This is a genomic window from Ensifer sp. Root31, assembly GCF_001424825.1.
Lineage (GTDB): Bacteria > Pseudomonadota > Alphaproteobacteria > Rhizobiales > Rhizobiaceae > Ensifer > Ensifer canadensis.
This window is the reverse complement of record NZ_LMCO01000022.1, coordinates 47919-73692: the sequence shown is the minus strand read 5'-3', so window position 1 is coordinate 73692 and position 25774 is coordinate 47919. Positions and strand designations below refer to the sequence as shown.

The following is a 25774-nucleotide window of genomic DNA, read 5'->3' as shown; positions in this document are numbered from 1 at the left end:
ACTTTGGGTCAATATGGAGGTCTAATATGAGTGTTCGTATTGATTACAATAACGTCGCGCCGTCCGGCGCGAAGGCGCTAGGCGGCGTCTATGGCTACATTTCGCAGGCGGACCTTCCTTCAGTGTTGGTCGAGCTGGTTTACCTTCGCGTTTCTCAGATTAACAGTTGTGCATATTGCATCGATATGCACACACGCGATCTGCTCAAGAAGGGCGTGAAAATCGAGAAAATTGCTCTTGTACAGGTATGGCGTGAAGCGCGAAGCCTGTTTGATGAGCGCGAGCAAGCAGCGCTTGCGTGGGCTGAGTGCGTAACCCGGGTGGCTGAAACGGCCGTTCCGGACGAATACTATCAAGCAGCGCGCGCGGTGTTCAATGACAAGGAACTCGTCGATCTGACGATCGCAATCTCGCTCATGAATGCCTACAACAGAATGGCTATTAGCTTCCGGGCCGAGCCCAAGGCTGTGTTGGATCATGCGGCCGCCACTTGTTCACCTGCTCCCGGCAAGTTTGATTAAGAAGGTGGACTGCCTAGCCCTGTCAGTACTGGACGACTTGCTGTTCTGCAAATGGACAGCGACATTCACATCCTTTGCCGCACGAGAAAACAAGGGTTTCGGGCAATCCGCCAAAGGCAGCAAGAGCCATCGAGGATATTGACAGTATACTGATGATGAGTATACTGCTTAAGTAAGGATTGCTTGCCGCGCAGCGTTCATAACGGAAGTGAGCATCGCGGGTTTAGCAGGCCAAATAGGGAGGAAACGAGAATGGATGTGCGCAGCAACAAGCTGATTCAGGAAACGGTTTGGCGAGGTGCTTTCTTTTCGGGCGGCTGGAAGAGCTCGGAGGAAGTCGCACCAGTGAAGGAGCCCGCGACCGGAAATGCACTTACCGAGGTTGGCATCGCCAGCGGTCGCGATGTAGCCAAGGCGGCATTGTCGGCGAAGCAGGCACAAAGGGAGTGGGAGCGGACAGACTATGGTGTCCGTTCGTCCATACTGGTCAGGGCCGCAGATCTGGCGGAGGCAAACAGCGAAGAGCTGATAGAATGGCTTGTTCGAGAGGCAGGCTCCATTCGAGCCAAGGCGGAGTTTGAGCTTTCAATCACCGTGAAAGCGCTGCGCCTGGCCGCGAGCATGACGTCCCAGCCACAGGGCCATGTACTGCCAAGCGAATTTGGGAGGATCAGTTACTGCAAACGGGTCCCGGTCGGGGTCGTCGGCGTCATTTCACCGTTTAACTTTCCGCTCTATTTGTCGACGCGGGCCGTTGCGCCGGCATTGGCCGTCGGTAACGCTGTGGTGTTGAAGCCGGACCACAGAACGCCCGTCTCCGGTGGCTTCTTGCTTGCTAGCTTGTTGATAGAAGCGGGGCTGCCCGCCGACCTGTTGCATGTGCTGCCTGGCCACGTCGAAACGGGGACGGCGCTCTGCGTCGATCCGAACATCTCGATGATCCAATTCACCGGTTCGACCAAGACCGGCAGGCTGGTCGGCGAATTGGCTGGGCGTCATCTGAAAAAGCTGTCGCTCGAGCTTGGGGGCAAGAATACCTTGATTATTTTGGACGATGCCGATCTCGAAGTGGCAGCGTCTAATGCTTCTTGGGGAGCCTATCTTCATCAGGGTCAAATCTGCATGGCGACTGGACGTATCCTCGTCCATCAGCGGATCGCCGACGAGTTCATAAATGCTCTGAAGAAAAGGGCTGAACAACTTCCCTACGGCGATCCCATGAGTGGTGCGGTCGCTCTAGGTCCAATCATCGACGCGAACCAGTTGTCTAGGGCTCAGGCGATCATCGATGACGCTGTGTCAAAGGGTGCGAAAATCGTCGCCGGCGGCACCACAGACGGACCGTACATGCGGCCCACCGTGCTTGTGGGCGTTACACCAGAAATGCGTGCGTTCAATGAAGAAGTCTTCGCGCCGATCGCAATTGTTACCACATTCAAATCGGACGACGAGGCTGCTGAGCTGGCAAACAGCGGTGACTATGGCTTGTCCGCGGCTGTTATCTCCCAGTCAATTCAAAGGGCACTGCGCCTCGGCAACGAGATCAATGTTGGAATGCTCCATATCAACGATCAAACGATTGCAGACGATGTCGTGAATCCGATCGGCGGGCGTGGAGCATCCGGTAACGGCAGCCGCATTGGCGGGCCGGCGAATTGGGAGGAATTTTGCGAATGGCTCTGGGTCACCATCCGAGATGAAGCGCCACGCTATCCGATGTGACGTTTTGGCTTCGTTAGATTATCAAAATAGAAGGGAGGCAATTATGCTCGCTGGAAAGAAAATCGTAGTTACGGGAGTGGCGTCTGGTATTGGCGCTGAGACGGCCCGCGTCATCAAGGAGCAAGGTGGTACAGTTATCGGCGTTGATCTGAACAAGCCGGCGACCAACGTCGACAGTTTCTACACTGCAGATCTCTCACGCCGGGATTCGATCGATGAACTCGTGTCCGCCCTTCCGTCCGGTTTGGACGGATTGGCAAACATCGCCGGTGTTCCGCCAACGCGCCCGCCTGAACAGGTTGTTGCAGTCAACGTTGTCGGGCTTAGGTATCTGACCGAAAAGCTCGTGCCGAAGCTTGCAGACAACGCGTCAATCGTAAGCATCGCGTCACTGGCCGGCATCGGTTGGCCAAACGGCCTGGAAGCAATCAAGGCTTCCGAAAGCCTTGATTTCGATGATGTACCGGAGTTCTGCAAGAAATTTGGCATCGATGCCAATCGAAGCTATTTCTTCTCGAAGGAAGCGGTCATCGTTTGGACGATTAAAAACCGTTGGACATGGCGTGATCGTGGCATTCGGGTCAATGCCGTCAGCCCCGGCCCAGTCGAAACGCCGATATTGGCCGACTTCGTCAAAACGCTTGGAGAGCGCGTTGAAGAGGATATGAAGGTAATGGACCGCCCTGGGCGCACAAGTGACATCGCCCCGGTTGTCGCCTTTCTGCTCAGCGACGGTTCCGGATGGATCAAGGGCGCAAACATTCCGACCGACGGCGGTATGAGCGCTCACATTCTTTCCGAGATCCACGCCCTTTGAGAATAGGGAGGCCGCGGTGCTCCCCTTGCAACTGAGCGATCGCGGCCATTTCTAATTGAGCCTGAAGTTTGGGAGGATCTGATGAGTTCTACAACGATAGGAGGGAGGCATGTTCGCCCCCTATTGCCAATACTCGGCGGAGTGGTGCTTGCCGCGATGGTTGCGGCGGGGGCCATTGTGAGCCTGGGCCAGAAAGAATCTGTTGACAGTATCGACGAAACCGCGAGCAACTTATGCGATCCGAGCCGGCCGAGGGAGTTGCCCGAGGTTGTTCGAATTGACCCGCTTGGTCAGCTGCCGGGAAACAGAGCCATTATCGCCCGTGTTCATTTCCCGCCGAACGCTTGCGCCGGCGCTCACACCCATGGCGGCACCGTCTCCGTCTACGTCGTTTCCGGAATGATCCGCTCTCAGCTCCAGGGCGAACCGGCACATGTCTACGGCCCGGGTCAAACGTTTTTCGAACATCCTGGCGCTGTTCACCTGATCGCCGAGAACGTCAGCGATACCTTGCCTGCTGAAATCGTGGCATTCCACGTACTTGGAGAACAGGAAGAGGTTACTGTTTTCGCCAAGTGAGCAAAACGACGGGGGCTCGTGTTTGATTTCGTGCAGGCGGTGAAGTGTCATGGGTTCGAAAAAACGAACTTGCAATATGCCGCACACTTTGCACCACATAGCCATGAGCATGTACCCGCCAAGACAATCAGAATGGTGGTGGACTTTGGCAAATTCTGACGACCTGGAACTCTACAATATGCCAGGACACCTAGTGCGCCGCATGGCGCAGGTTGGAGCGTCGGTGTTCGTAGAAGCAGCTGCTCGAGCGGGATATGATCTGACCTCGGTTCAGTATGCTGCGTTAAAGGCGATTGAGCGGTATTCAGGTATCGATCAAACCACGCTGGCTGGCGCGATTGCCTACGATCGCACTACAATCGGTGGCGTGATCGATCGTCTTGAGCAAAAGAAGTTCGTCATTCGCAAGGTGAGTCCCAACGACCGGCGAGTCCGGCAGTTGTTTCTTCAACCCTCGGGCGTCGAAGCCATTCGGTGCATAGACTCCATGGTCGAGGAAGTCCAGAGCGCGATTCTTTCAGGTTTGGACACAAAGGAAAAGGCGACCTTTCTCAAGCTCTTGAGAAAGGCGGCCGACGGGGCGAACGAACTTTCTCGCGCGCCTTTGCGCTTGGTCAAGGAACCCTGACGATATGAACAATGCCAGGAACTTCCTGGCATTTCATTGTGAAGTGGGCGGTGCTGTGCCCGGACCAATATGCGCCTCCACGTGGCGATATATCGTATTACCAATCGTTCCGAATTCGTGTGGAGGCATAGAATGCGGCAAGCGATAAAGGAGATGGTAAGTATACTGATTATTTGGTGACCCTTCTATGGGTCGCCTCAACAAAGGGAGCGTCGCTCAGTGATGCGACACGGCTAAAAAGCTGGGAGGAGGAATAATGCACAAGCGTTTTTCGCGGGTGACAGGATTTGGGTTGTTGGCGGCGGTCGCGACCGTCACGGCGGCTGCTGCGGATGACTACAAATGGTGGCCGTGGACCGTCGAGGACTGGTCCACGGGGTCGAAACGGATGGTCGACTTTGTTCCGCCCGAAAAGGCGGTCAAACGCTGGCACATTTGCGCAATACTGCCTCATATGAAGGATAGCTGGTGGGTCGCTATCGACTATGGGCTGGTAGCGGAAGCTGAGCGCCTGGGCGTGAAGTTGACCGTGTTCGAGGCGGGCGGCTACGGAAACCTTGTGCGTCAGGTCGCCCAATATGACGACTGCCTGGCGATCGGCGCTGACGCCATTATTGTTTCTGCCATTTCTCAGGCTGGCGTCACAAAGAAGGTTCAGGAAGGGAAGAGCAAGGGTGTCGTCCAGATTGCACTCGCCAATCCAATTCCCGACGCCCCAGTTGATGCCCACGTTTTGAACGATCCCGAGATGGGCGGGTACATCGGCGGCACTCAGGCCCTTAAATATCTGAAGACGATCAAGGAGCCGAAGGTCGTGGTAATGCCTGGCCCTGCCGGTGCTGGATTTGCCGAAGCGGCTGCTGCCGGTTTTGCGAAGGCGGTACAGTCGAGCAACGTGAAGATTCTCGACGTCAAATACGGAGATCTGGGCAAGAGCGAACAGCTCCGGCTCGTTGAAGATGCACTTCAAACGTATGATCACATCGACATGATCTTTGGCGCGGCGGTAACTGCTGAAGTGGCGGGTGGTGCGATTGAAGATGCTGGAAGAGGCGGCGAGGTCAAGGTGGCTACCTGGTATAGCAGTGCCGCTATTCTGGACGGCATCAAGAATGGCGATGTCTACGCCGCGACCGTGGAATGGCCGGTCGCCATGGCTCAAGTAGCCGTGGATCTGGCGGTCCAGAAGCTCGAAAAGAGCGGTGGTCAATATGGCGAAGTTCGACCCGTGCTGGAAGCCTTGACTGTCGAAAACATTGGCAGCGTCGATCTCAGGCGCGCCTTCGCGCCGGAAGGGTTTCAGCCAATCTTTTCAGTCGAATAGCGGTGGCACAAGAGGCGTGCCCAGCGCGCCTCTTGCACCGATTAGGGAGGCCATTATGCAGCCAATAGCAGAGCTCCGAAACATCAGTAAGCGCTATCCTGGTGTTCAAGCCTTGGACAACGTTACGGTCGGCTTTTTCCCGGGCGAGGTCCATGCACTTCTGGGTGAGAACGGGGCCGGCAAGTCCACACTGATCAACATCATTGCCGGACTTCAGAAGCCAACTTCGGGCGAATATGTACTGAACGGTCAGGACGGCTCCAATCTTTCGCCCGCCGATCTCAGAATGTTCGGTGTGTCTTCCGTATTCCAAGAGTTTTCACTCGCTCCGGACCTGTCGGTGACAGAGAATCTGTTCTTGGGGCGGGAGACAAAGAGGTTCGGGATTCTTCAACATCGACTGATGCGTCAGGCAGCGAAAGACATCCTATCGAGCCTGTCATTTGTCGTGGATCCATCAACCGTTGTTGGGGATTTGCCGCGCTCGGCCAGACAGATGGTGGAGATCGCCAAAGCGTTGCTCATCTTACCCAAAGTTTTGATACTGGATGAGCCAACAGCCTCATTGACGGACTATGAAGCGGCCAAGCTGTTTGAAACAGTCGAGCGCCTGAGAGTGCGGGGCGTTGCGATAATCTACGTGTCGCACCGGATGGACGAATTGCGACGTCTGGCCGATCGTATAACAGTTCTTCGCGATGGCCGACATGTCTTTACTCGGTCGATGGCCGGCATTTCGGATTCGGAATTGGTGCAGGGGATGACGGGCCGGGAGGTGGGGACCCTATTTCCCGACAAGCCGGAGCCCGCACGAGAGATCTTGTTGCGGGCATCCGGCATACAAACCGCATGTGGGGCTGTTGTCGCCACGGACTTGAAAGTGAGAGCCGGCGAAATTGTCGGAATAGCTGGGCTCGTCGGTTGCGGGAAGAGCGAACTAGGGCGAGCGCTGTTCGGCCTGGAGCCGCTCGCTGCTGGCCAAATCGAATTCCGCGGCAGGTCTCACGAGAAGCCGACTCCCCGCAACATGATCCGTTCGGGACTTTGCTATTTTCCTGCCGACCGCGGCCGGGATGGATTGGCTGCAACGCGGTCCGTTCGCGACAACATGACGATGGCCGCGCTCCGCCATCGTTCGGTATCGCGTTCTGCTGTTCTGAGGCTGAAGTCGGAACGAACGCTGGCCGGCAAGATCGCCGATACTCTACGGCTTCGGCCACGCAATATCGAAGCTATCGCCGGAGCTTTGTCGGGCGGAAACAAGCAAAAAGTGGTCATCGGTCGTGCGTTGACCCGTGATTTCAATGTGCTGATATTTGACGAGCCGACCGTCGGTGTCGATGTCGGGGCCCGCTTTGAAATCTACCGCGTCATCGTCGACTTTGCGGCAAGAGGCGCTGGCGTCATCCTGATTTCTTCGGACAACAATGAGATCGTCCATCTTTCGAATAGGGTTTACGTCATGCACGCTGGACGTCCCGTCCGCGAGTTGCGCGGCGACAGTATAAGCGATGCGAATATTCTGGGATCAATATTCCAGATTTCGAGCCAAGTGGGAGCACAGATATGAGCCAGGTCATCGCAACCGCTCGGCCCGCAGCACCGGCATTGTGGCGACCGGGGCGCGGCTTGACGACCGTGCTTTTGCTCGCCGCACTGAGCTGTTCGTACGCACTTTTAGCCCCGCGCTTTCTGGGAATGGGCAATGTTTCCAACATTCTCAGAAACGCCTCTTTGATCGCGATTGTGGCGACTGGCCAGATGTTCGTCATCGCTGTTGGTGGGTTGGATTTATCGATCGCAGCTGTCATTGCCCTCTCCAGCGTGGTTGCCGCAATGGCAATGGTTGAGCTGATGCCTATCTTCGTTGGACACGAAGCCGTTGTGGTTCTGGTCGGGGGCGCGGTCAGCCTGGGGGTAGGCGCGTTGGTCGGCCTCTTCAATGCGTTGCTGATAACACGCTTGAAGCTGGTTCCTCTGGTGGCAACGCTTGCCACTTGGACCTTGCTGGCGGCTTTCGCGTCCTGGCTCACTCAAGGCACGCCGATCTACGGCCTGCCGACGCTGCTCACGCATGATATAGCTCGGAGCCGCCCACTGGGGTTGCCGCTGCAGGTTCACATCTATGCCGCGTGTTTGGTCGTGACCATTTTTTTCTGGTACTTGACGCCCTTCGGACGGCATCTGCGATCTATAGGCAGCTCGCCACTCTCAGCTAAAGCTGCGGGAGTGCGCACTGATCTCACCGAGTTGAGTGCCTACACGATTTGTTCGATGTTGGCGGGTCTATGCGGCTTCCTTTTGACCGCCCAGGTAGGTTCGGGTGATCCGAGCCTGGGGCAGTCTTTCCTGATGGATAGCATCGCCGGCGCGATCCTTGGCGGAACTGTCCTCAAGGGTGGCCGGGCGCGGCCTGAGCTTATTTTCCTTGGCGCCCTGCTGCTCGTCATCGTCACGAATGGGTTGAACCTTGTCGGGATGGATAGTCGGTTGCTGACCGTCGCGGTCGGCTTCATCCTCTTCGGCGCAGCTTATCTTTCTGGGAGAACTGATCGTGATCTTGCCTAGCTCAGAAACTGAAATGGCAGCGAATACTGGCAAAGCAGCGGTCCTGAAGGATGTGTTGCGCGATCATCTGAACGAGATGGCGCCGTTGGCCGCGTTGATTGCGCTCGCGCTCTGTTTTGCATTTTTCGAGCCACGCATGTTTTCGCTCGAGAACCTTGCCAACATTGGATTGCAAACGAGCCTCCTGTTTGTTGTGGCAGTTGCTCAGATGCTTCCCATCATCGTCAGAGGATTTGACCTGTCGATTGGAACCGTCGTCTCCTTGGCGAGCGTTCTGAGCTCGATGGCCGTTGTGGCTGTCGCATCGGGATATTCCGGACTGGTTGTCGTTGCGGTGGCGACTGCTGTGGCGCTTGGGACGGGCGTGGTAGTTGGCCTGATTAACGGCATCGCGATTTCGCGTCTGCGCATCGATCCTTTCATTACCACTCTGGCCAGTTTCAATATCTGCCTTGGCCTGGCGCTTACAGTCTCCCAAGGCATCCCCATCGCGGGGTTGCCCGCGTCGCTGACGACCATCTTTGCTGGGGCGCCGCTTTTTGGAGTTCCAAGCGCGATTCTGGTGGCTGTCGTTGTTGTCGTAGGCGGGCATTTCCTTTTGAAACACACGGTACTTGGCCGCGCACTTTACCTCGTCGGGTCCAATCCAAGCGCCGCGCGTGTAGCCGGCATTCGAGTATCAAACGTCGTGATATCGGCCCATGTGGGCGGGGGGCTGCTCACGGGCCTCGCGGCCTTACTTTTGACGGCGAGGGTCGGATCAGGTGAGCCGACGCTTGGGGGCGCGATGCTTACAGTACAATCAATCGTCGCGGTCGTCGTTGGTGGCGTCTCCCTCGCTGGCGGAAGTGGCACAATTTGGAACTGCCTTGTCGGGGCACTCTTCGTGACGATCCTATCAAACGGCATGAACATCGTACGCGCAAACGGCTACGCCCAACCGATGACGCTGGGCATCCTGATCATCGTCGCGGGTGTTCTCGCAGTTCGGCGAGCGGGTAGGTCTTAACCCTGGGGTGATGGATATGAACTCGATCGTAATCAGAAACATTGCAGTTGCTGCCTGTGCTGGCGGATTTGTCTTCCTATTCTCGGCGATTTTCTGGTGGTGGGCGGTGTACGGTCCCATTTGGCAAACGTCCGCCGGCGTGCGGACTGAGATCCTGGGCTGCGCTCTTTCAGTTGACAGCGTCTGCGTGTTCTTGGCCGACTATTGCAGCGCTCAGCATCTATTCGGAATCGATACCTACAATAGCAGTCTGGCGTGGTTCGGCGTCTCGCTGATTGTAAGTTCGGTGATCATCGACATTTGGAAGCAAATCGCGCGCCCGGCTTAGTTGCGTGCCAAGTACTGGATGCCATCAACCTAGTGCAATTCCAGCAAAAATGCTGAGCGGTTTTGCGTAAAATCAAAGAGATAGAGCGTTACCTCGATCCGGTGTTTATGGGAAACGCTCTATCTCGGTGTGGGCGATCGGCGTGTTTGGGCAGTGTGACGAGAACGGTCCCGGCATATTGGCGCCTGCGTCACGAACCTGACGGAAAACGCGGCACGCCCGGGCTGTCGGGACAAGGGTCGACACTGTAGGTGTCGTCCTGGGGAGATTGACCTGCCGGGAGGTGCACGCGTTCACAATTTTCTGAACCTGGAGCAACCAGGTTTTCATGGTGCCCATAGGCTTGGACGATCTTTTCGCGCGGAACATCGCGGCCGACACGACATCTTGCGAGGGAGTATCGCTCATGTATGCCAGACACTGCTGGGCTGCGCCGCCGACGGCGGCCGAATTCGATCCGGCGAAATCAAGCTTGACATGCTTCCGGCGTCTGTCGTTGCCCAGCTTGGCATTTCCTGGTTGAGGAGGAAATCATGGGATGTGAGGGCACCGCCTTTGACAGGGCCGAACGTCATTCGATCTATCTGCCGGCCACGATGGAAGTAGGAAGCTCGTCGATAGAAGTGGAAAAGCTCGTCGAACATCGGACGGCGCACTATACGGCCCATTCCGAAGCTGCGCGATATTATACCAATACGCCGGCGATAGTCCTGCTTCGCTTTTCGAATCCGACCATCTGCAGATTGACGGATGGCTTCAAGGTCATGAGTGTTGGAAACAGCACCGCGTTCGGCTTCCGGACGGGCGATGCGTTATACGTCCCGCCGGATACGGAAATCCACATAGATCTCGGAGCCGCCCGAGCAGACGCGCCGATCACATGCGACTGCATCGAGATTGAGACGGGACGGATGGACAATATAGTTTCGCGTCTGAACCATCAGCTTTCATCGGCGGGCTCCAGCTTGAGCGCACGAATTGACTGGCGCAAGTTTTCGATCTTGCGCGGCAGCGATGCAGATGTTCTGGGGCTCGAGATGATGATGGATTTGTTCCGCCAGGATGATCCGATGTTTCGTGACATGCGTATCGACGCTCGGATCGACGAGATGTTGATGTCGCTCCTGCAATCGCGCAGCCGCGACCTCCTGGAAATGAAGGAGGCCGACGGGATGGACAACGGCATTACGGCAGCGGTCAGAATGATCCGCAAGGATCTTTCGAACACTATTCTGAACGAAGAGCTGGCCCGCATTGCATGCATGAGCGAATCCTCGCTCCTGAGGAATTTCAAGCGGCAGTTCGGCATGACGCCGGCGCGCTTTGCGAACCAGTTGCGGATTAAAGAGTCCCGCCGCCTGTTATGCGAGCGTCATCAATCGATAGAAACCATCGCTTTTGATCTCGGCTTCTCCAGTGCAAGCCATTTCGCTCGCGTCTTCCGTCAGGTCACCGGCGAGACTCCGACCGAATACCGCAATCGGCGTGTCATCGACGTTCAGGCCGTGGCGCAATTCCAGCAAAATTTATTAGGAGTTTTGCGTCCGGAGGCGGAGCGTTTTCGCGAGCCGAAGAAGAGCCCGAAATACCTTGGCTTGCAGGTCTGATATCGGAAATTGACGGTTCTGTTGCTGGCCTAACGCCCCTGTTCTCTCTAATCGGAAAGCTGATACGGAGGATCAGATATGCTGGACGATAGGACGCCTTCTCGCCGCGCCGGTGACATTGCGATGTTATCCTGGGCAGGCCGGCTCCGGCTACTTCACGGTCCCGCGCGTTAGCGACGATTGTTCGCGACCCACTTTTCTATCCTTCTCAGAAGAAGCAAACGCCCCTGCGCCACGCCAAGGCACAGGGACAAGCGTGCATTCGGGCAGGGCAGTCGGTCCAGGCCGGCGACGAACGATCCTGGGAAAATCACTTCGAATGACATTTCGCATGGGAGGCGAATATGGAGATGGCAGTAAACCGACGTAGTGTCTTAAAGGCTGGGGTCGCGCTTCTGGCGACGGTATCCCTGTCCCGCCCAGCCCTAGCTGGCGAGCGTGCCGTCAAGATCGGCATCGTTTCCCCCGAGACCGGCCCGATGGCTGCTTTCGCTGAGCCGACCGGATTTGTCGTCGAGCAAATTCTGAAAGCGATGGGCAACAAGATTACAATCGCCGGCCGCGAGTATCCCTTCGAAATTATCGTCAAGGACACCCAGTCCAACCCAAACCGGGCATCCGAGGTCGCGCTGGAGCTCATCCAGCGCGACGGCGTGGACATGATTTTGAGCTACGGTGGCCCTGAGACAGCAAACCCGGCATCGGACCAGTGCGAACTGAACGGCGTACCCAGTCTTTCGACAGCATTACCGGTGGAGCCTTGGTTCTTCGGTCGCGGTGGCGATCCCAAGGTCGGCTTCGAATGGACCTTCATCCATTTTTTCGATGGCCCGACGTATGCCAAGTCGATACTCTCCTTCATCGACAAGATCCAGACCAACAAGGTAATGGGCGGCCTTTGGCCGAACGACGCGGACGGCATCGCGCTGTCGGATGCCTTCTCAGGCACCTTTGGCGCCGCCGGATATAAAATAGTAGATCCTGGCCGGTTTGATCTGCCGGCATCTAGCTATTCCACGCAAATCTCTGCCTTCAAGGCCGCAAATGCGGAACTGGCGCAATGTGTCGTGCCGCCGCCGGCCTTCACGCTGTTCTGGGATCAGTGCGCCCAGCAGGGCTTCCAGCCCAAGGTCATGATAGCATCCAAGTCGAGCGAATATCCGCCGTCCATCAAGCCATTGGGCGAACGCGCCCGGGGCGTCAGCGTGCCGATCTGGTTTTCCAGGGCTTATCCGTTCCGCTCCACGATCACGGGGCAGAATGCGGTCGAAATCATCGACGCCTACGAAGCCGCTGCCGGGCGGCAATGGGCCGCCACGCTAGGCTCCACCCATGCGATGCTGGAGGTCATGATCGACGCACTTCGCCGCTGCGAAAACGTGGACGACAGAGCCTCGATACGGAACTCTCTTAAGGCCACGAGCCTTCAGACCCTGATCGGCAACGTGGACTTCTCGACCGGCAGTTTGCCCAATTCGTCGCACATGGGTGTCGTGATGGTGCAATGGGACGATGCAGCCAACGGCTCGCCCTACCTTCTCGACATGTATGTGGTCGACAACTCCCAGGCGCCGGGAATTCCCGTGGACCGTGCGCCGTTCCCCATCCCCTATGCCTGATCGAACGGCGCCGGCGGCGTCCGCGCTGCCGGCGCTGCAGAACCGGTTTCAACGGAAAATTTGCGATGCTGGAACTCTCTTCCATTTCAAGGAATTTCGGGGCTCTGAAGATTCTCACGGATGTCTCCCTGTCGGTCGAACGCGGGGAAATCGTGGGAGTACTCGGCCCGAACGGAGCGGGAAAAAGTACACTTTTCAACCTTATCAACGGCAACCTTCGCGTTTCGTCAGGCAGGATCGCCTATGAGGGAAACGACATAACCCGCACACCGCCTTGGACGCGCTGCCACATTGGGATCGGTCGAACATTCCAGATTCCGCGGCCCTTTCGCGGTATGTCCGTTTACGAGAACGCCCTGGTCTGCGCGGTTCATGGCGCAGGATGCTCCATCTCCGCGGCGCGGCCCCTGGCCGCCTCGGCGCTCGAAATGACTGGTCTGATGCATCGCGCTGAACTTCCGGCGGGTTCGCTTGGGCTTCTCGATCTCAAGCGGCTCGAACTGGCTAAGGCACTTGCGGTGCAACCGAAGCTTCTGCTTCTCGATGAAATCGCCGGCGGGCTGACCGATGCGGAATGCAATGCGCTCCTCGATATCATCCGCAAAGTCCATGCCCATGGTGTCACGGTGATCTGGATCGAGCACGTCATTCATGCGCTTACCTGCGTCGCGACGCGGCTCGTAGTGCTGGGCGAAGGGCGGATCATCGCCAGCGGCGACGCGCAAGCCGTTTTGGGGGACGGCAAGGTCCGGGAAATATACATGGGCGAAATCAGCCAGGGGGTCAGCGCATGACAATGTCGGCGGGCAATGCGCTGCACCTGAGTGACGTTCATGTGCACTACGGCAACTTCCATGCTGTGCATGGCGTGTCGCTCCAGGCGCGACGGGGGCAGATCACATCCCTTATCGGCGCAAACGGGGCGGGAAAGTCGTCGACACTCAAGGCGGTAATCGGTCAGGCGGGCACGGTATCGGGAAGCATCCGCCTGGACGGAGAAGAGCTGGTCGGGTTGACGACCGCCGAGATCATCAGGAAGGGCGTCGCATTGGTGCCGGAGGGCCGCTGGCTGTTTCCATCGCTTTCCGTCGAGGAAAACCTCGACATTGGGCTGCAGGTCGGGCGTGGCGGCGGGTTGGGCTTTGCGGATATCTACGACTGGTTCCCCATCCTGAAGGAGCGACGGCGGCAAAAGGCGCGCGAGCTTTCGGGTGGCCAGCAACAAATGGTCGCCATTGGCCGGGCGCTCCTGGCAAATCCGAAATACCTGCTGTGCGACGAAATCAGCCTGGGTCTGGCGCCCATCGTGGTGAACAATCTGTACGCAATCCTGCCACGCATCTGCGAGCGAGGTATCGGCATCGTTGTCGTCGAGCAGGATATCAGCCGGTCCCTCGCTTTCGGCAGCCACTTCTACTGTTTCCTGGAAGGCCGGATCGCTCTTTCAGGGGATACGAAAAAAGTCAACCTCGACACCGTCGCAAAACACTATTTCGGGAGCTGACACCATGTCCGACATTCTCAATCAGGCACTTCAGGCAGTGATGCTAGGCGGGCTCTATGCGATGTATGCGCTCGGCCTTGCGGTCTCGGTCGGGGTGCTTCGTTTCGTCAACATCGCTCACGGCGACATGATCGTGCTGATTTCGTTCCTGTTTCTGACCTTCTCCCACGCGCTCGGCCTTCCGATACTGATTGCTGCAATTCTCATGATCCCGGTAGGCATGGGCCTCGGCTGGCTCCTGCAGCTGGGGGTATTCCAGAGAGCGGCCAGCCTGGGGGAGTTGCAGGTCATCCTCGTGTCCTTCGGACTGTCGATCGTCATCCAGAATTCCCTGCTTGCCGGCTTCGGCGCCGATCCGCAGCGTGTCTTGGCAGGTGGCCTCGAAGCGGCATCGATTCCGCTCCTACCGGGCGTCTATCTGGGCGTCGTGCCTCTCATGATCTTTGTCGCCGCAATCCTGTCGATCTTCCTGCTCGACCGCCTGCTGCACCACACGCGGCTGGGGATTGCGATCCGGGCGATTGCAGACAATCTTCCCGCCGGGCGGCTCAACGGTCTTCCTGTCAAGCGGCTTCAGGCCGCGGTCATGGCGATCGTCGGCGTGACCATCGCAGTCGCGGGCACGTTCATGGCGATCTGGACAAATTTCGATCCGTCGATCGGGCCGAGCCGTCTGCTTGTCGCCTTCGAGGTAGTCGTGCTGGCGGGGCTGGGCAGTTACTGGGGTGTCCTCTTCGCCGGAATCCTTATCGCCGTTGCGCAAACGGTGGGGGCATCAATCGACTCGGCGTTCCAGATTCTTGGAGGGCATCTCGCCTTCCTCGCCCTGTTCGTGCTTCGCCCGAACGGACTTTTTCCAAGAACCTGAGAGGTAAGCCATGACGACGACTTTTGCCGGTTTTTTGACCTGGGCTTTGCGTCTCGCGCTGGTGCTTGTGCTTGCGGGATTGACGGTGGTGCCCTTTGCGTTGGGACCAGCCGATATCCAGTTGATGATGCAGGCGCTGACGATACTCTCGCTGGCCATGCTGTGGAACCTGCTTGCCGGCTATTCCAACCTTGTCGTCATCGGGCAGCATGCTCTCGTCGGTGTGGGCGCCTATGCCTTCTTCGGGCTCGTCATCCTGGCCAAGCTCCCCATCCCGGTGGCGATTGTCGGGGCAATGCTGTTCAGCCTTCTCGCCGGGGGTATCATTCTGGCCATCATATTCCGCCTGCGCGCAGCCTATCTTGCGGTCGGCAGTTGGGTCGTGGCTGAAGTCTTCCTGCTAGTCGCGAGCCGCCTGAACAGTTTCGGCGGCGGATCGGGCATGGCCTTGCCCGTGTCATTCGTGAAACGCTTCGGCGCCAGCAACGACATTCGCCAGATGACTATCTACTTCATGGTTCTGGCCACGGCAGTCACTATTCTTTTCGGCATCTGGCTCATCATGCGCTCGCGTGTCGGGCTTGCTCTCCTGGCGATGCGCGACGATGAGGAGGGCGCCGTCACGGCAGGCGTGAACTTGCCAGCCGCGCGTATCCTGAGCTATCTGGTCGTGGCGCCGTTCACGGGCCTCGTGGGCGTCCTGGTCACATTGCAGACGTTGCGCATATCGCATTTGTCGTCGTTTTCGATGCTGGACTGGACGATATTCGTTCTCTTCATCGTGGTGATCGGCGGCATTAAGAGTCTCGAAGGCCCAATCATCGGAACCATCGTCTTCGTCGTCCTGCGGCAATACCTCCAAGGGCTCGGGGTTTGGTATCTCATATCGCTTGGCATGCTTGCCGTTGTCGTGGTTCTCGTCGAGCCGAAAGGGCTCTGGGGCCTCATGCGCCGCTACCTGTCCGACGAACTGTTGCCGCTCAGGCAACGGCCGCCACGATCAACCTCTCAATGAGCAATGAAACAAGAATTGCTAAGATCTTGAAAGTCCACCATTTAAGCCGTCCTCTGGAACCGACATCAGCTTCCGCTATCGGGCTGGAAAATCAGGAAATAGGCGACGATAGGAGAACAGGAGCCACGGTGCGAGGATGGTGGCAACCGCCTTCCCGATGTGCATTCATCCTCCTGAGCCTCGAACTCGGCCAATGAACAGCGGATATGTGCGATCCCTGAATGAGCTGGTGCGGGTCAATTTTGAAGATTACCGGTTGGTGTTGCACGTAAACGCGGCATCGGGGCATCAGTGAATTGGGTCTAGAGACGGTGGATGAAGACAGCCGTCAGCTACAAGCGCCACCGTTTCCCGCAACAGATCATCTCGAATGCGGTCTGGCTGTATTTCAGGTTTCCGCTGAGCTTACGCCTTGTCGAGGAAATGCTGCTGGAGCGCGGAATTGTCGTCTCTTATGAAACGATCTCAATGGGATCCTGAACGACTGCGACGATGGCCTGCATTCTCGAAGGGCAGGTCACATCAATTCCGCCGGCGGATATCTGCGTGACCTGAGGCGAAAGGCGGAACGTGGGGAGTTTTCGCTTGTGCCGGCGCTGCAAGGCGGGGTGGTGGATCAGGCGTGGCCCGCTCGGTTTACTTTTTTGCTGAGATTGCGCCCTCGCCCAAATGAGGCTATTTTTAAACTCAACTGAGATTGAGGATATGATCATGCTGGCATTTGAGAGAGTTGCGGACGTGCTCGGTCTTCCGGCAAGAGAAACGGCGGCGCGGTCACCACTCGGACTGATTTCGCGAATCGAGGGTGGGCTGCCGATCGCCGTACTTGAGCGTGTTTCTCATTTACTGGCCCCCAATGACGGACATTTCAAGTATCGATTCGTGCCTAAGGCCACTTTGGAGCGACGTAAGATAAGCCAGCGTCTGTCACCGGACGAGGGAATGAGGGTCGCGCGTGTTGCGCGGATATGGAATCTCGCTGTGGATGTCTGGCAGAGCCCGGAGGCCGCGCGAGATTTTCTGTTCAGGAGCCATCCCATGCTCGATGATAGAGCGCCGATCGACGTGGTCATTCAAAATGAGATAGGGGCCGAACTGGTTTTGGAGATCCTCGCCAGCTTGAAGTACGGAAGCGCTGCGTGACGGCTCAGGTTCTTGATCGAACGCTGTCATCCTTCCGAATAGGCGATCCGAATGGGGCTTATCCTATCTTTGATGCGACAGGTTCCACAATAGCGCCGGGACGGTGGAACACGCCGGCGAGCCCGGTTATTTACACCAGTGAACATTATTCCACGGCTGTCCTGGAAAAACTTGTTCACGGCAGTGGACGGCTACCACCAAACCAGCATTATGTCCGGGTGACAATTCCCAGGGGGCTGACCTACGAGATATTTTCTGCGGCGGCCCTACCTGGCTGGGATACCATGCCGGCGGCCGCCAGCAAGCAGTTCGGGGAGGATTGGTGTTTGCGAAAGCGCAGTGTCATCCTGATAGTGCCAAGCGTTGTCGCCAGACTCGACAATAACATCCTCATCAACCCCACTCATCCTGAGTTCTCGAACATCACTATGAGCCTTCATCAACCCGTCTATTGGGATAGACGGTTGTTCGGAGCGTGATAGCGGTCGTCCCTGTTAAGGACGTAGTTTCTTGGTGGGGAGGGGCCTAGGCAGCGCAACACCCACTGTTGCCACTCCGTCGTCCGGGCGAGGGCCTCAAGGCCGTAGCGTTCGACAGCGCGGTCGGAGGCAAGGACGAGCGCGGGCCGCCCCGTCGTTGACGCTGGGCGTATTGCCGGCGGTCACTGTGCCATTGACGCGGAATGGCGTCGGCAATTTTCACGGATTGATCCAGCGAGAGGTCACGAGTTCGCCCGCATCATTGTAGATGAACTCGGCTCTCCGGTTGTTCTCCCGTCCTAATCGAAACCAATCCAAGGCTTCGGCGCGGAACGTTATCACGCCAAATACCGACTTCCCGCCAGACTCGACTGTGGCATTGGGGGGGGAGGGTGTTTCGTCGCTCAATACGTCCCCTGGAGGCCCGCCGGCATAGGTGCTTCGGGTCCATCTTGAGAGTTGGTCCCAGGCTCGGTCTGCCTGTTCACTGCCGGGTCCATGAAGCTCCGCCATTCCCTGGAGACGAAGCTGCAGGCGGGACTTACCGCAGAATCCAAGGATGGTGGTGAAAGGATTGAATCTTATCTCCCGCCACTTGCGGCTTCGAACATCGGTATGAAACTCAAGGAGACGGCTCCGCTCGTCTGCACGACGCAGCACGACCATGCGCGCCTGGGGTCGCATGGACGTATTGACGGAGCACAGATTAACTTGCCTGAAGCCTGAATCCGGATTGACGGCTGCGTTCTCAAGTTCGCTCCAGGCGGACGCGTCGAGTTGGAGAAGATTCACCGAGCCGCCTCCTGTCCCGAAATGGCGATAGGAACACTGTCAGCCCCCTTAAGAATTGATAGCTCACGAGAGTATGCCCGCTTCGCGAGTTCGAGCGATGCCTGATACCCGGGATCGACGTAACAGGCTTTGGCGGTCTCGAAACTGTCGAAACGCAGGATGAACTGGCGGGGATAGTGGGTCCCTTCAACGGTTTCCACCCGGTCCCTACCCGCAATGATCTCGACGCGATAACGCTTGGCGATGACGGCGAAGATATCGTTATAAGCTTTCAAGGCTTCGTCGTCTTTGACGTTCTCACCTCGCACAATCCAGTATCCAGACAATTGCTGCCCTCCCGGTGTTCGGAGAGGTTCCGGCCCGCCTGCCAGAACCCGTTATTCACATTCCGGGTCAGACTGCGCGGGTGATCCCCCCATCGACCCTGAGGTTCTGGCCGGTGATGTAGCCGGCTCCCTCGGATACCAGGAAGGAAATTGTCGCGGCCACTTCGGCACTGGTGCCGTAGCGCTTCATCGGAACGCTGTCGCGCCGTTCGTCGCTGGAAGGCAGGCTATCGATCCAGCCAGGCAACACATTGTTGATGCGGATGCCGTCGGCTGCGTAGGTGTCGGCGTAAATTTTGGAGTAGGACGCAAGGCCGGCACGGAAGACAGCCGAGGTCGGGAACATCGACGAGGGTTCGAAGGCCCACGCGGTCGAGATGTTTACGATAGCGCCCGATTTCTGGGCCTGCATGATCGGTGTTACGAGGCGAACCGGCCGGATGACGTTCATCAAATAGATATCGAGGCCCGTGTGCCATTGCTCGTCGGTGATCTCCACGATTGGCGCACGAGGACCATGTCCTGCGCTGTTAACTAGGGCATCGATGCGGCCCCACTTGTCCATCGTGGTCTCGACGAGTCGCTTCAGGTCGTCGTTGTTTTGGTTCGAACCGGTGATGCCGATGCCGCCGAGGTCCGCGGCGAGCGCTTCCCCCTTTCCGGACGACGAAAGGATCGCGACCTTGAAACCGTCGGCGGCGAGGCGTTTGGCAGCCTCGGCCCCCATGCCACTGCCACCCGCTGTAATGATCGCTACTTTTTCTACAGACATGTCATCGTTCTTTCCAAAAGCTCTAGTCTGATTGCTCACGTTTCGAGATGGAATAGCATGCCTTACGAGCCAGATCGAAAGAGTTATCGTCTCATTTGCCAGGAGAAAAACTATCGGATGACAAGTGCGGTCGGAAATCTGCCAACACTGAATGGCCTCAAGGCTTTTGGGTCGCCGCGAGGCATCCCAATTTCCGCTGGCCGCGGAAGAACTGGGGTAACACAAGGAACCGTCGCGCAGCAGGTCCGCGGACTGGAGGCGGATCTTGGGGTTAGCCTGGTTCGAACGCCTGCCTAGAACATTGGCGCTGACTGGCGAGGGGCGGAAGTACACTGCCGACATTCGGCATGCCTTCGAGATCATCTCCCAAGCGACCATCGAACTGAAGCAGTGAAGCTGCAGGCGTACGTTTTGCAGGAACGCGGCGCGTGCATAGCTGCATTGCACAATAAATGTTTTCCATCTGGTCGGAAATTGAGCATACTGCTCGCAGCTGATGCACATGGCGGCTTTCTCCTCCCAGTGCCGCCGCATCAGCTGTTCCCCTCTGGAGGTTTTATGACCTTCACACTTCATGGGCCGCGGTTTTCCGCAGGCCCATTTTTTTGTCCTTAAGCAAAAAAGTCGAGTGTGGTGCGTCTTCCAGGGAGACCGACATGAATGCCACGCTCGGACTAGCGGACGCACAGGTGTCCTCTCGCGCTCTCGCGCACGCACGGCGCTAAACAGGTTCGCATCACCGCGCGGATGGTTAGGCCTTAAGGCCTTCCATCACTTTCAGCAGGGTATCGTGAATATAGGTCATCTCTTCGCTCGGCTCCCAAGACTGTTCATCGCCGCCTGGTGAAGTGTAAGCGCCTGCGTCGTCGCCGGACCCGACTTGGTCCCAGCTCGTTTCGGCCGCAGGATTGTGCTGGTAGACCCACCAAAGGTTTCCGAAGGGATCCTTCATGCGGGACAGGACGGCGCCGTAAAAATCCGTCGGCTTGGTGACAATCTCACCACCCAGCTTCACTGCCTGCGCCAAGGTCACTTCGACGTCTTCGACGTAGATTTGCAGCAGGCCCGGCGTATAGGGCCAGCCCGGCTTGGTGTCCGCGACCATGACGCGCGAGTTGCCGATCGTCAGCTCGGAGTGAAGCAGCAAGCCGTCGGAGTCGACGGTGTGGCTGTTCATATCTTCTTCAGCGCCGAACACCTCGGTGAGAAACGCGATGAGCTTGAGAGCGTCCTTGGCGATGATGAAGGAATTAATAGTATTGTAGCCCTCTGGCACTGATGACTGTGTCATGATTACTCCTCTTGTAAGCGGTGTGTTCGTTATCTTGAGCAAGGGGCATGAAGCGGACAGGCGTTGCGGCCCCGGTGACCTGCGTCAAGCCACCGTTGCCTTTCCTTGATCTGAGATTCCTCATTAGAGGCGGCGTTCGAATATCAAATGACTGCTGACATGACCCTGTCAGCAGTCTTGTGCGATAAACGCCCAGGAGGCACCATGAGAAGAACGAGTCGACTTTTCGAACTCATCCAAATGTTGAGGGGCGCGCGGCGCCCACAGACGGCTGCGGATCTCGCCGAGAAGCTCGAGGTCTGCAAACGGACGATCTATCGCGACGTCGCATCGCTACAGGCGATGGGCATCCCTATTCAGGGAGAGGCAGGGATAGGCTACGTCATGCAGCCGGGCTTCGAGCTGCCGCCGCTCATGCTTTCCATCGACGAGGTCGAAGCCGTTGTCGTCGCCTTGTGCCTCCTGCAACGGACAGGCGACGCAGGCCTGAAGGCCGCGGCCGAAACGGTGCGAGCAAAAATCCAGGACGTGCTTCCAAGGTCCGTTAGCGCGCCGCTTTATGCCGACAGCCTCTACGCCACTCCCGATGGTCTAGGTACGACCAGCAATGTCGACGTGACCATCGTTCGACGAGCCGTCCGCGAGGAGCAGAAGCTTCGTCTCGACTACAGGGATCGGGACGGTGCGATGACACGCAGGATCGTTCGGCCTATCGCGCTCATCTATGATGTCGAGGCGCATGTGATTGTCGCTTGGTGCGAGTTGCGCGGCGCGTTCCGGCGCTTCCGCGGAGATCGAATTCGATCATGCTCGTCCCTCCCGGCATGGTTCCAAGGCGAAGGCGATACGTTGCGGCTTCTCTGGCAGGCGGAACTCGGCGTGCGGGCAGGTGACTGGTCAAGCCTGGGCGACAGGGAACTTCCGGTGGGCTCTTTGTCGTAACGCGCTGTCCGGACCGCTTCATCCGTTATGCGGCTGATCTTGCCGTGTCGAAAATGTTGGTGCAGAGGCCAAGGAATTGGAGCGATTGTGGGTACGAGCGGCGAAAGCGAGCCGACGATTTGCAGGCCATTCGTGCGGCGGCATAACCGCCGTCGCCCGCGGCACGCCCGGGACACGCGGCTCGTACTGAAGGGCAAGCCAAGAAGTTACTCGACCATGCCGCTCTGATCCCCGTAAAGCCGGAAGCGCGGCGTACGCGTCTCCGGCTTTAGGTTTTCGTGCCCTTCCTGCCCTCCAAGAGTGAGAGGGCGGAGCTTCGCTTCGTGACGGGTTTGGGTTCGAGATAGAGTCGCCGTATCCGTTATCGAAGCCTTCCGACATGGCGCAGCGCCACGGCCGCGAGGACCGCAAGGACCGCGACGCTGATCGCGCTGACAGCAGACGCGCTGTTAAAGCCCGTCGTGAAGGCAGCCTGTGCGTCCGCGATCAAGCCGAGTGGCAATTCTGGCTCCACGGCCAATGCCGCCCACAGGCTGTCGCTGACTGCCTCGCGGGCCTCGTCGCTGAGGCTTTCAGGCGTGTGGATTACCATCATGTGGCGATAGACGGCCGTCGAGACGCTGCCGAGCACGGCAATGCCGATAGAGATGCCGAGGTCTTGCACGGTCTCGGTCATGGCCGCGGCCGAGCCCGCCTTTTCGGGTGGCGCCGAACCCACCACAAGGTCCGTTCCGAGAGCAGCGATAGTGCCATTGCCAAGATAGGCGAGAGCGAGCCCCGATACGGCCAACGTCACCCCGATAGAGGCATCGTCGCTTACTATCGTCAGTAAAAGATAGCCCACCGCAGACAGAATGAGCGAGGCAGCGACGACATAGCCTGGCCGGATGTACCGGGCAATAATCGGCGCGATGACGCCACCCGCAATCATTGCCAACGCAGCCATCCCCATCGAGAGACCCGCTGCAGCGGGAGAGTATCCGACCACGAGTTGGAGATACTGGGCAACGAGCAACATCGCGCCACCAACGGGGACAAGCCCAACCAGCAGCACAATCAACGCCACGGAAAAGGCGCTGTTGGAAAAAAGCGTCATGTCGAGCAGAGGATCGGACGACCGCCGCTGCCGCTTGACGAAGACAACGGCGAATGCCAGCCCCACCACGATTGCGCCGATCGCATCAGTGACCAAACCATGTTTGGCGATTTGCTTGATGCCGTAGATCACAGGCAGCATGGCAGCGAGCGACAGCGCGACACTCGTGAGGTCCAGTCTCTCGCTGTTCGGTGGGCGGTATTCCGGCAGCAGGAAGGGCGCGAGGATGAGCAGAAGCCCGACGACCGGGACCGCGATCAGGAACGCCGCACCCCACCAGAACTGCTCCAGCAGTAAGCCACCAACGACCGGCCCCAACGCATAGCCCACGCCGAAAATGGTCGCCCATATACCGAACCCGAGCGCACGCTGACGGGCGTCTTTGAACAGGTTGCTGATAAGCGCGAGCGTCGAGGGCATCAGTGTCGCCGCCGAGACTCCAAGCGCTGCGCGCGCCGTGATCAACATCGTCGCGGTGGTCGAGAAGGCCGCAAACATAGAAGCTATGGCAAAGGCAGTTGCGCCTATCATCAGCAGCTTGCGACGACCGATGCGGTCGCCGAGCGTGCCCATGGTGATGAGGAAGCCGGCGATCATGAAACCATAGGCATCCATGATCCACAGCGCCTGCGTGCTGTTAAGCTGCAAGTCCGCCGCCAGCGCCGGAAGGGCGAGGTGAAGGAGCGTGAGGTCTAGCCCCAGCAGCGCTGTCGGCAGCGCGAGCAGGGTCAGACCGAGCCATTCACGCATACCGGCTTTTGCTGGCTGCTTCGTCGTTGTCTGGCCGACGGGGCCGGGACGAGCAAAGTCCACTTCAGGATGGGAAGTCATATCTCCTCCTTGTCAGAGGCAGATATTCGACGCAGTATATGCCTGTTACAATATTAGAAATTATCCTATTACTACGAGCAACTCTTTGTCCGATAGAACCCTCACGCGCACTCGAAGCGACCTCTCCGATTTCCTGAAACACCACAGGGCGATGCTTACGCCCGCCGATATTGGCCTGCCGACTACCGGCGGCCGCCGAACGCCGGGGCTAAGGCGCGAGGAGGTAGCCCAGCTCGCAGGAGTCGGGCTCACTTGGTATACGTGGTTCGAACAGGGCCGCGACATTCAGGTCTCCGAAAGCTTTTTGCTCAAGATCGCCAAAGCTCTGAGACTGGACGACGCGAAGTGCAGCCTTCTGTTTCTCCTTGCGCATCGCCGCCCGCCGCCCCGGGAAGCGTATCAATGGCCGTCCGTCACCCCGCTGATCCAGGCATTGCTGGATGACCTCGTGACGCGCCCAGCCTATGTGCTCAACTTGCGCTGGGATGTGATCGCGTGGAACGAAGTGGCGGACAGCCTTTTCGATTTCTCTGGCCGGGAGCAAGTCGACCGAAACGTCATGCGGATGGTTTTCGCCGATCCCGACATGCGCCGCCGCTTGCCGGCGTGGCGAGAGGACGCGCCCCGATTGCTTGCGCAGTTTCGCGCCGACATGGCGACCGCGCCTGACGATCCCGCCATGCTCGCGCTGATCGATGACTTGAAAAGACTGTCGCCAGACTTTCGTCGCTGGATCGAGCAGCCGGAGATGGGAAGCTACAGCAGAGGCATCGCAACTGTCTTCAACACCGACGGCACTCGCATAGACTTTGCCCATGAGATGCTGATCGTGGACGAACACCGGCATCTGAAGATGATCGTCTACTTCACCAGTGAAGACCCCGGTCGAAGCGACAACCCACCGAACGCCGATCATGGGTCCGATCGTCCATCCAACACTGACGCGGTGTAACACCAAGAGAAATACTTGAGGCGAGGGGAGCAAAAACTCGCTCTCCTCGGCGATCATGAGCAGCGGCAGCGCAGAGCGGACTTGGTTCGGGATTATCGGTCCGACAACGGGGCTCGCCCGTCCGGTTTGCAGATCGCACTGGCGCATCGGCGTGTTGATGTTAGGGCGTTCAACGCCGACATCCGCTCTGGTCTTCAGGAGCGCGATAAGCTTGCAAAGGGTGATGAAGAAAGATGGCATGCTTGGGCGCGAGGTCGTCTACCGCACCAACGACGGCGAGCGATCTATCTCCCGAACTACATCGATTGGGGTTTGCAGGGTTGCGGCCGGGGCCGGATCCCAACGCCTTGCCAATATGTTGAGGATCACCTACGCCGAGCAGACGTCTTGATCGAGCGCCTCCTGGCAGGCAGCCTCAACGGCGGCCAGATCGTCGGCTGGAACACAGCCGAGGATGGTCACCAATTGCCGATCACCGTCATGGACGCTCTTCAGCAGTCAGCCATGTAAGTGACCGAGAAGCGCTTGCAGGCGCGAGGTTGGTATTCGAAGAAGAATTCGATCAGCGCACTCGGTTTGTTTTCAACCACTCACCGGCCAAGGCCCGGAATGATGTAAAGTCGGCACATTTGTCCGGAAAGCGCTGTTGGGGAATGGTTCTGAATTCCGTGAACCACCTGATGTCGTCTCTGATTATCTCGTGCGAGCACCCTGCCGCCGCATGAAACTTCTTGAGTCCCTTTTCGAGCTGCCGATCCATGGATTGCGCCTTCTCAACCAGCTGGTCACGGGTCGCATTCGGGTGCGCTTCCATGAAAACGCGCGCCGCATACACCTTCGCAAGACGATAGTTACTCATGAATGCTTCGGATTCTGCATCATCTGAAAATGCAAATTTGCCACATAATCTGGCTGATATGACTGCGACTGAGTAGCGGTTCGTAACGTCGACAATTTCCAGGACCAGTTGATCCTCAGTTTGGGCATTGACCGTCAACGGGTCTGTTGACACCCCACCAGAACAAGAATGATCCTGAAGGC

At 57.9% G+C, this 25774-nt stretch carries 26 protein-coding genes and 5 pseudogenes; 23 read left to right on the top strand and 8 right to left on the bottom strand.

Annotated features, from left to right (window positions below):
- Positions 1–26: 26 nt before the first annotated feature.
- From ASD00_RS19800 to ASD00_RS19710, 20 genes and pseudogenes are all read left to right on the top strand, one after another.
- On the top strand, positions 27–521 hold the full coding sequence (locus ASD00_RS19800; RefSeq protein ID WP_057208514.1) for a carboxymuconolactone decarboxylase family protein: 495 nt from the start codon (positions 27–29) through the stop codon (positions 519–521).
- A 252-nt stretch (positions 522–773) separates the two neighbouring features.
- Positions 774–2243 (top strand): benzaldehyde dehydrogenase, encoded by a 1470-nt coding sequence (locus ASD00_RS19795; protein WP_057208513.1) that lies wholly within the window; start codon positions 774–776, stop codon positions 2241–2243.
- Between the two features lie 43 nt (positions 2244–2286).
- The gene (locus tag ASD00_RS19790; RefSeq protein ID WP_057208512.1) at positions 2287–3060 is read left to right on the top strand and encodes a coniferyl-alcohol dehydrogenase; all 774 of its coding nucleotides are present in this window, start codon (positions 2287–2289) and stop codon (positions 3058–3060) included.
- 81 nt (positions 3061–3141) lie between these two features.
- Positions 3142–3639 carry a cupin domain-containing protein gene (locus tag ASD00_RS19785; protein WP_057208511.1) on the top strand — a complete coding sequence of 166 codons (498 nt, stop codon included), beginning with the start codon at positions 3142–3144 and terminating at the stop codon, positions 3637–3639.
- A gap of 49 nt (positions 3640–3688) precedes the next feature.
- Positions 3689–4267: a MarR family transcriptional regulator gene (locus ASD00_RS19780; RefSeq protein WP_348272071.1), complete on the top strand. Its 579-nt coding sequence runs from the start codon at positions 3689–3691 to the stop codon at positions 4265–4267.
- 256 nt (positions 4268–4523) lie between these two features.
- A complete protein-coding gene (gene torT / locus ASD00_RS19775) occupies positions 4524–5591 on the top strand; it encodes a TMAO reductase system periplasmic protein TorT (protein ID WP_057208510.1) in 1068 nt (355 codons plus the stop codon).
- A gap of 55 nt (positions 5592–5646) precedes the next feature.
- Positions 5647–7161 carry a sugar ABC transporter ATP-binding protein gene (locus ASD00_RS19770; RefSeq protein ID WP_057208508.1) on the top strand — a complete coding sequence of 505 codons (1515 nt, stop codon included), beginning with the start codon at positions 5647–5649 and terminating at the stop codon, positions 7159–7161.
- Positions 7158–8159 carry an ABC transporter permease gene (locus tag ASD00_RS19765; protein WP_057208507.1) on the top strand — a complete coding sequence of 334 codons (1002 nt, stop codon included), beginning with the start codon at positions 7158–7160 and terminating at the stop codon, positions 8157–8159. The genes ASD00_RS19770 and ASD00_RS19765 overlap by 4 nt, the downstream gene beginning before the upstream one ends.
- Before the next feature lie 13 nt (positions 8160–8172).
- A complete protein-coding gene (locus tag ASD00_RS19760) occupies positions 8173–9168 on the top strand; it encodes an ABC transporter permease (RefSeq protein ID WP_057208506.1) in 996 nt (331 codons plus the stop codon).
- A gap of 16 nt (positions 9169–9184) precedes the next feature.
- Positions 9185–9496, top strand: a complete 312-nt coding sequence (locus ASD00_RS19755; RefSeq protein ID WP_156585694.1) for a hypothetical protein — start codon at positions 9185–9187, stop codon at positions 9494–9496.
- Positions 9497–10029: 533 nt separating this feature from the next.
- Complete coding sequence (locus tag ASD00_RS19750) at positions 10030–11103, top strand: AraC family transcriptional regulator (protein ID WP_057208504.1); 1074 nt, start codon at positions 10030–10032, stop codon at positions 11101–11103.
- 344 nt (positions 11104–11447) lie between these two features.
- Positions 11448–12722 (top strand): ABC transporter substrate-binding protein, encoded by a 1275-nt coding sequence (locus tag ASD00_RS19745; protein ID WP_057208503.1) that lies wholly within the window; start codon positions 11448–11450, stop codon positions 12720–12722.
- A 65-nt stretch (positions 12723–12787) separates the two neighbouring features.
- Positions 12788–13516: an ABC transporter ATP-binding protein gene (locus ASD00_RS19740; RefSeq protein ID WP_057208502.1), complete on the top strand. Its 729-nt coding sequence runs from the start codon at positions 12788–12790 to the stop codon at positions 13514–13516.
- On the top strand, positions 13513–14226 hold the full coding sequence (locus ASD00_RS19735; protein ID WP_244496094.1) for an ABC transporter ATP-binding protein: 714 nt from the start codon (positions 13513–13515) through the stop codon (positions 14224–14226). Before ASD00_RS19740 ends, ASD00_RS19735 begins: the two co-directional genes overlap by 4 nt.
- Positions 14227–14230: 4 nt before the next feature.
- Positions 14231–15094, top strand: coding sequence for a branched-chain amino acid ABC transporter permease (locus ASD00_RS19730; RefSeq protein ID WP_057208500.1), 864 nt, complete (start codon positions 14231–14233; stop codon positions 15092–15094).
- Between the two features lie 10 nt (positions 15095–15104).
- Complete coding sequence (locus tag ASD00_RS19725) at positions 15105–16109, top strand: branched-chain amino acid ABC transporter permease (protein ID WP_057208499.1); 1005 nt, start codon at positions 15105–15107, stop codon at positions 16107–16109.
- 315 nt (positions 16110–16424) lie between these two features.
- Positions 16425–16574 (top strand): annotated as a pseudogene (locus ASD00_RS19720) (IS6 family transposase); the annotation flags it as partial.
- Between the two features lie 21 nt (positions 16575–16595).
- Positions 16596–16804, top strand: a pseudogene (repC, locus tag ASD00_RS41210) (replication initiation protein RepC); the annotation flags it as partial.
- A 16-nt stretch (positions 16805–16820) separates the two neighbouring features.
- A complete protein-coding gene (locus ASD00_RS19715; protein WP_057208594.1) occupies positions 16821–17252 on the top strand; it encodes an antitoxin Xre/MbcA/ParS toxin-binding domain-containing protein in 432 nt (143 codons plus the stop codon).
- Positions 17249–17731 carry an RES family NAD+ phosphorylase gene (locus ASD00_RS19710; protein ID WP_057208498.1) on the top strand — a complete coding sequence of 161 codons (483 nt, stop codon included), beginning with the start codon at positions 17249–17251 and terminating at the stop codon, positions 17729–17731. The genes ASD00_RS19715 and ASD00_RS19710 overlap by 4 nt, the downstream gene beginning before the upstream one ends.
- 83 nt (positions 17732–17814) lie before the next feature.
- Here the strand turns inward: ASD00_RS19710 and ASD00_RS41820 are convergent.
- From ASD00_RS41820 to ASD00_RS19695, 4 genes and pseudogenes are all read right to left on the bottom strand, one after another.
- A pseudogene (locus tag ASD00_RS41820) lies at positions 17815–17950 on the bottom strand (3-oxoadipyl-CoA thiolase); the annotation flags it as partial.
- Positions 17951–18523 (bottom strand): pyridoxamine 5'-phosphate oxidase family protein, encoded by a 573-nt coding sequence (locus tag ASD00_RS19705; RefSeq protein WP_057208497.1) that lies wholly within the window; start codon positions 18521–18523, stop codon positions 17951–17953.
- Positions 18520–18849 carry a DUF1330 domain-containing protein gene (locus ASD00_RS19700; protein WP_057208496.1) on the bottom strand — a complete coding sequence of 110 codons (330 nt, stop codon included), beginning with the start codon at positions 18847–18849 and terminating at the stop codon, positions 18520–18522. The genes ASD00_RS19705 and ASD00_RS19700 overlap by 4 nt, the downstream gene beginning before the upstream one ends.
- 67 nt (positions 18850–18916) lie before the next feature.
- Entirely contained in the window at positions 18917–19621 is a 705-nt protein-coding gene (locus ASD00_RS19695; RefSeq protein ID WP_057208495.1) for an SDR family oxidoreductase, read from the bottom strand.
- Between the two features lie 117 nt (positions 19622–19738).
- Between ASD00_RS19695 and ASD00_RS41815 the strand changes: the two are divergent.
- A pseudogene (locus ASD00_RS41815) lies at positions 19739–20009 on the top strand (LysR family transcriptional regulator); the annotation flags it as partial.
- 363 nt (positions 20010–20372) lie between these two features.
- Here ASD00_RS41815 and ASD00_RS19690 read toward each other — a convergent pair.
- Positions 20373–20912: a VOC family protein gene (locus tag ASD00_RS19690; protein ID WP_057208494.1), complete on the bottom strand. Its 540-nt coding sequence runs from the start codon at positions 20910–20912 to the stop codon at positions 20373–20375.
- A 204-nt stretch (positions 20913–21116) separates the two neighbouring features.
- Between ASD00_RS19690 and ASD00_RS19685 the strand changes: the two genes are divergently transcribed.
- Positions 21117–21854, top strand: a complete 738-nt coding sequence (locus tag ASD00_RS19685; protein ID WP_082523662.1) for a YafY family protein — start codon at positions 21117–21119, stop codon at positions 21852–21854.
- Between the two features lie 361 nt (positions 21855–22215).
- On the opposite strand, the gene ASD00_RS19680 is transcribed toward ASD00_RS19685, so the two are convergent.
- Positions 22216–23781, bottom strand: a complete 1566-nt coding sequence (locus tag ASD00_RS19680; protein WP_057208492.1) for an MFS transporter — start codon at positions 23779–23781, stop codon at positions 22216–22218.
- A gap of 85 nt (positions 23782–23866) precedes the next feature.
- Here ASD00_RS19680 and ASD00_RS19675 point away from each other — a divergent pair, with 85 nt between their 5' ends.
- The gene (locus tag ASD00_RS19675) at positions 23867–24733 is read left to right on the top strand and encodes a helix-turn-helix transcriptional regulator (RefSeq protein WP_057208491.1); all 867 of its coding nucleotides are present in this window, start codon (positions 23867–23869) and stop codon (positions 24731–24733) included.
- 306 nt (positions 24734–25039) lie between these two features.
- Here the strand turns inward: ASD00_RS19675 and ASD00_RS41810 are convergent.
- Together ASD00_RS41810 and ASD00_RS19665 are read right to left on the bottom strand one after the other, a co-directional pair.
- Positions 25040–25213: pseudogene (locus ASD00_RS41810) on the bottom strand (IS21 family transposase); the annotation flags it as partial.
- 82 nt (positions 25214–25295) lie between these two features.
- A complete protein-coding gene (locus tag ASD00_RS19665; protein WP_156585692.1) occupies positions 25296–25730 on the bottom strand; it encodes a hypothetical protein in 435 nt (144 codons plus the stop codon).
- Positions 25731–25774: the final 44 nt, after the last annotated feature.

Bases quoted from the DNA above. Each gene is read 5' to 3' on its own strand.
- ASD00_RS19800 (WP_057208514.1), top strand. From the start codon at position 27: ATGAGTGTTCGTATTGATTACAATAACGTCGCGCCGTCCGGCGCGAAG.
- ASD00_RS19795 (WP_057208513.1), top strand. From the start codon at position 774: ATGGATGTGCGCAGCAACAAGCTGATTCAGGAAACGGTTTGGCGAGGT.
- ASD00_RS19790 (WP_057208512.1), top strand. From the start codon at position 2,287: ATGCTCGCTGGAAAGAAAATCGTAGTTACGGGAGTGGCGTCTGGTATT.
- ASD00_RS19785 (WP_057208511.1), top strand. From the start codon at position 3,142: ATGAGTTCTACAACGATAGGAGGGAGGCATGTTCGCCCCCTATTGCCA.
- ASD00_RS19780 (WP_348272071.1), top strand. From the start codon at position 3,689: ATGGGTTCGAAAAAACGAACTTGCAATATGCCGCACACTTTGCACCAC.
- torT (WP_057208510.1), top strand. From the start codon at position 4,524: ATGCACAAGCGTTTTTCGCGGGTGACAGGATTTGGGTTGTTGGCGGCG.
- ASD00_RS19770 (WP_057208508.1), top strand. From the start codon at position 5,647: ATGCAGCCAATAGCAGAGCTCCGAAACATCAGTAAGCGCTATCCTGGT.
- ASD00_RS19765 (WP_057208507.1), top strand. From the start codon at position 7,158: ATGAGCCAGGTCATCGCAACCGCTCGGCCCGCAGCACCGGCATTGTGG.
- ASD00_RS19760 (WP_057208506.1), top strand. From the start codon at position 8,173: ATGGCAGCGAATACTGGCAAAGCAGCGGTCCTGAAGGATGTGTTGCGC.
- ASD00_RS19755 (WP_156585694.1), top strand. From the start codon at position 9,185: ATGAACTCGATCGTAATCAGAAACATTGCAGTTGCTGCCTGTGCTGGC.
- ASD00_RS19750 (WP_057208504.1), top strand. From the start codon at position 10,030: ATGGGATGTGAGGGCACCGCCTTTGACAGGGCCGAACGTCATTCGATC.
- ASD00_RS19745 (WP_057208503.1), top strand. From the start codon at position 11,448: ATGGAGATGGCAGTAAACCGACGTAGTGTCTTAAAGGCTGGGGTCGCG.
- ASD00_RS19740 (WP_057208502.1), top strand. From the start codon at position 12,788: ATGCTGGAACTCTCTTCCATTTCAAGGAATTTCGGGGCTCTGAAGATT.
- ASD00_RS19735 (WP_244496094.1), top strand. From the start codon at position 13,513: ATGACAATGTCGGCGGGCAATGCGCTGCACCTGAGTGACGTTCATGTG.
- ASD00_RS19730 (WP_057208500.1), top strand. From the start codon at position 14,231: ATGTCCGACATTCTCAATCAGGCACTTCAGGCAGTGATGCTAGGCGGG.
- ASD00_RS19725 (WP_057208499.1), top strand. From the start codon at position 15,105: ATGACGACGACTTTTGCCGGTTTTTTGACCTGGGCTTTGCGTCTCGCG.
- ASD00_RS19715 (WP_057208594.1), top strand. From the start codon at position 16,821: ATGCTGGCATTTGAGAGAGTTGCGGACGTGCTCGGTCTTCCGGCAAGA.
- ASD00_RS19695 (WP_057208495.1), bottom strand. From the start codon at position 19,621: ATGTCTGTAGAAAAAGTAGCGATCATTACAGCGGGTGGCAGTGGCATG.
- ASD00_RS19690 (WP_057208494.1), bottom strand. From the start codon at position 20,912: ATGACACAGTCATCAGTGCCAGAGGGCTACAATACTATTAATTCCTTC.
- ASD00_RS19685 (WP_082523662.1), top strand. From the start codon at position 21,117: ATGAGAAGAACGAGTCGACTTTTCGAACTCATCCAAATGTTGAGGGGC.
- ASD00_RS19680 (WP_057208492.1), bottom strand. From the start codon at position 23,781: ATGACTTCCCATCCTGAAGTGGACTTTGCTCGTCCCGGCCCCGTCGGC.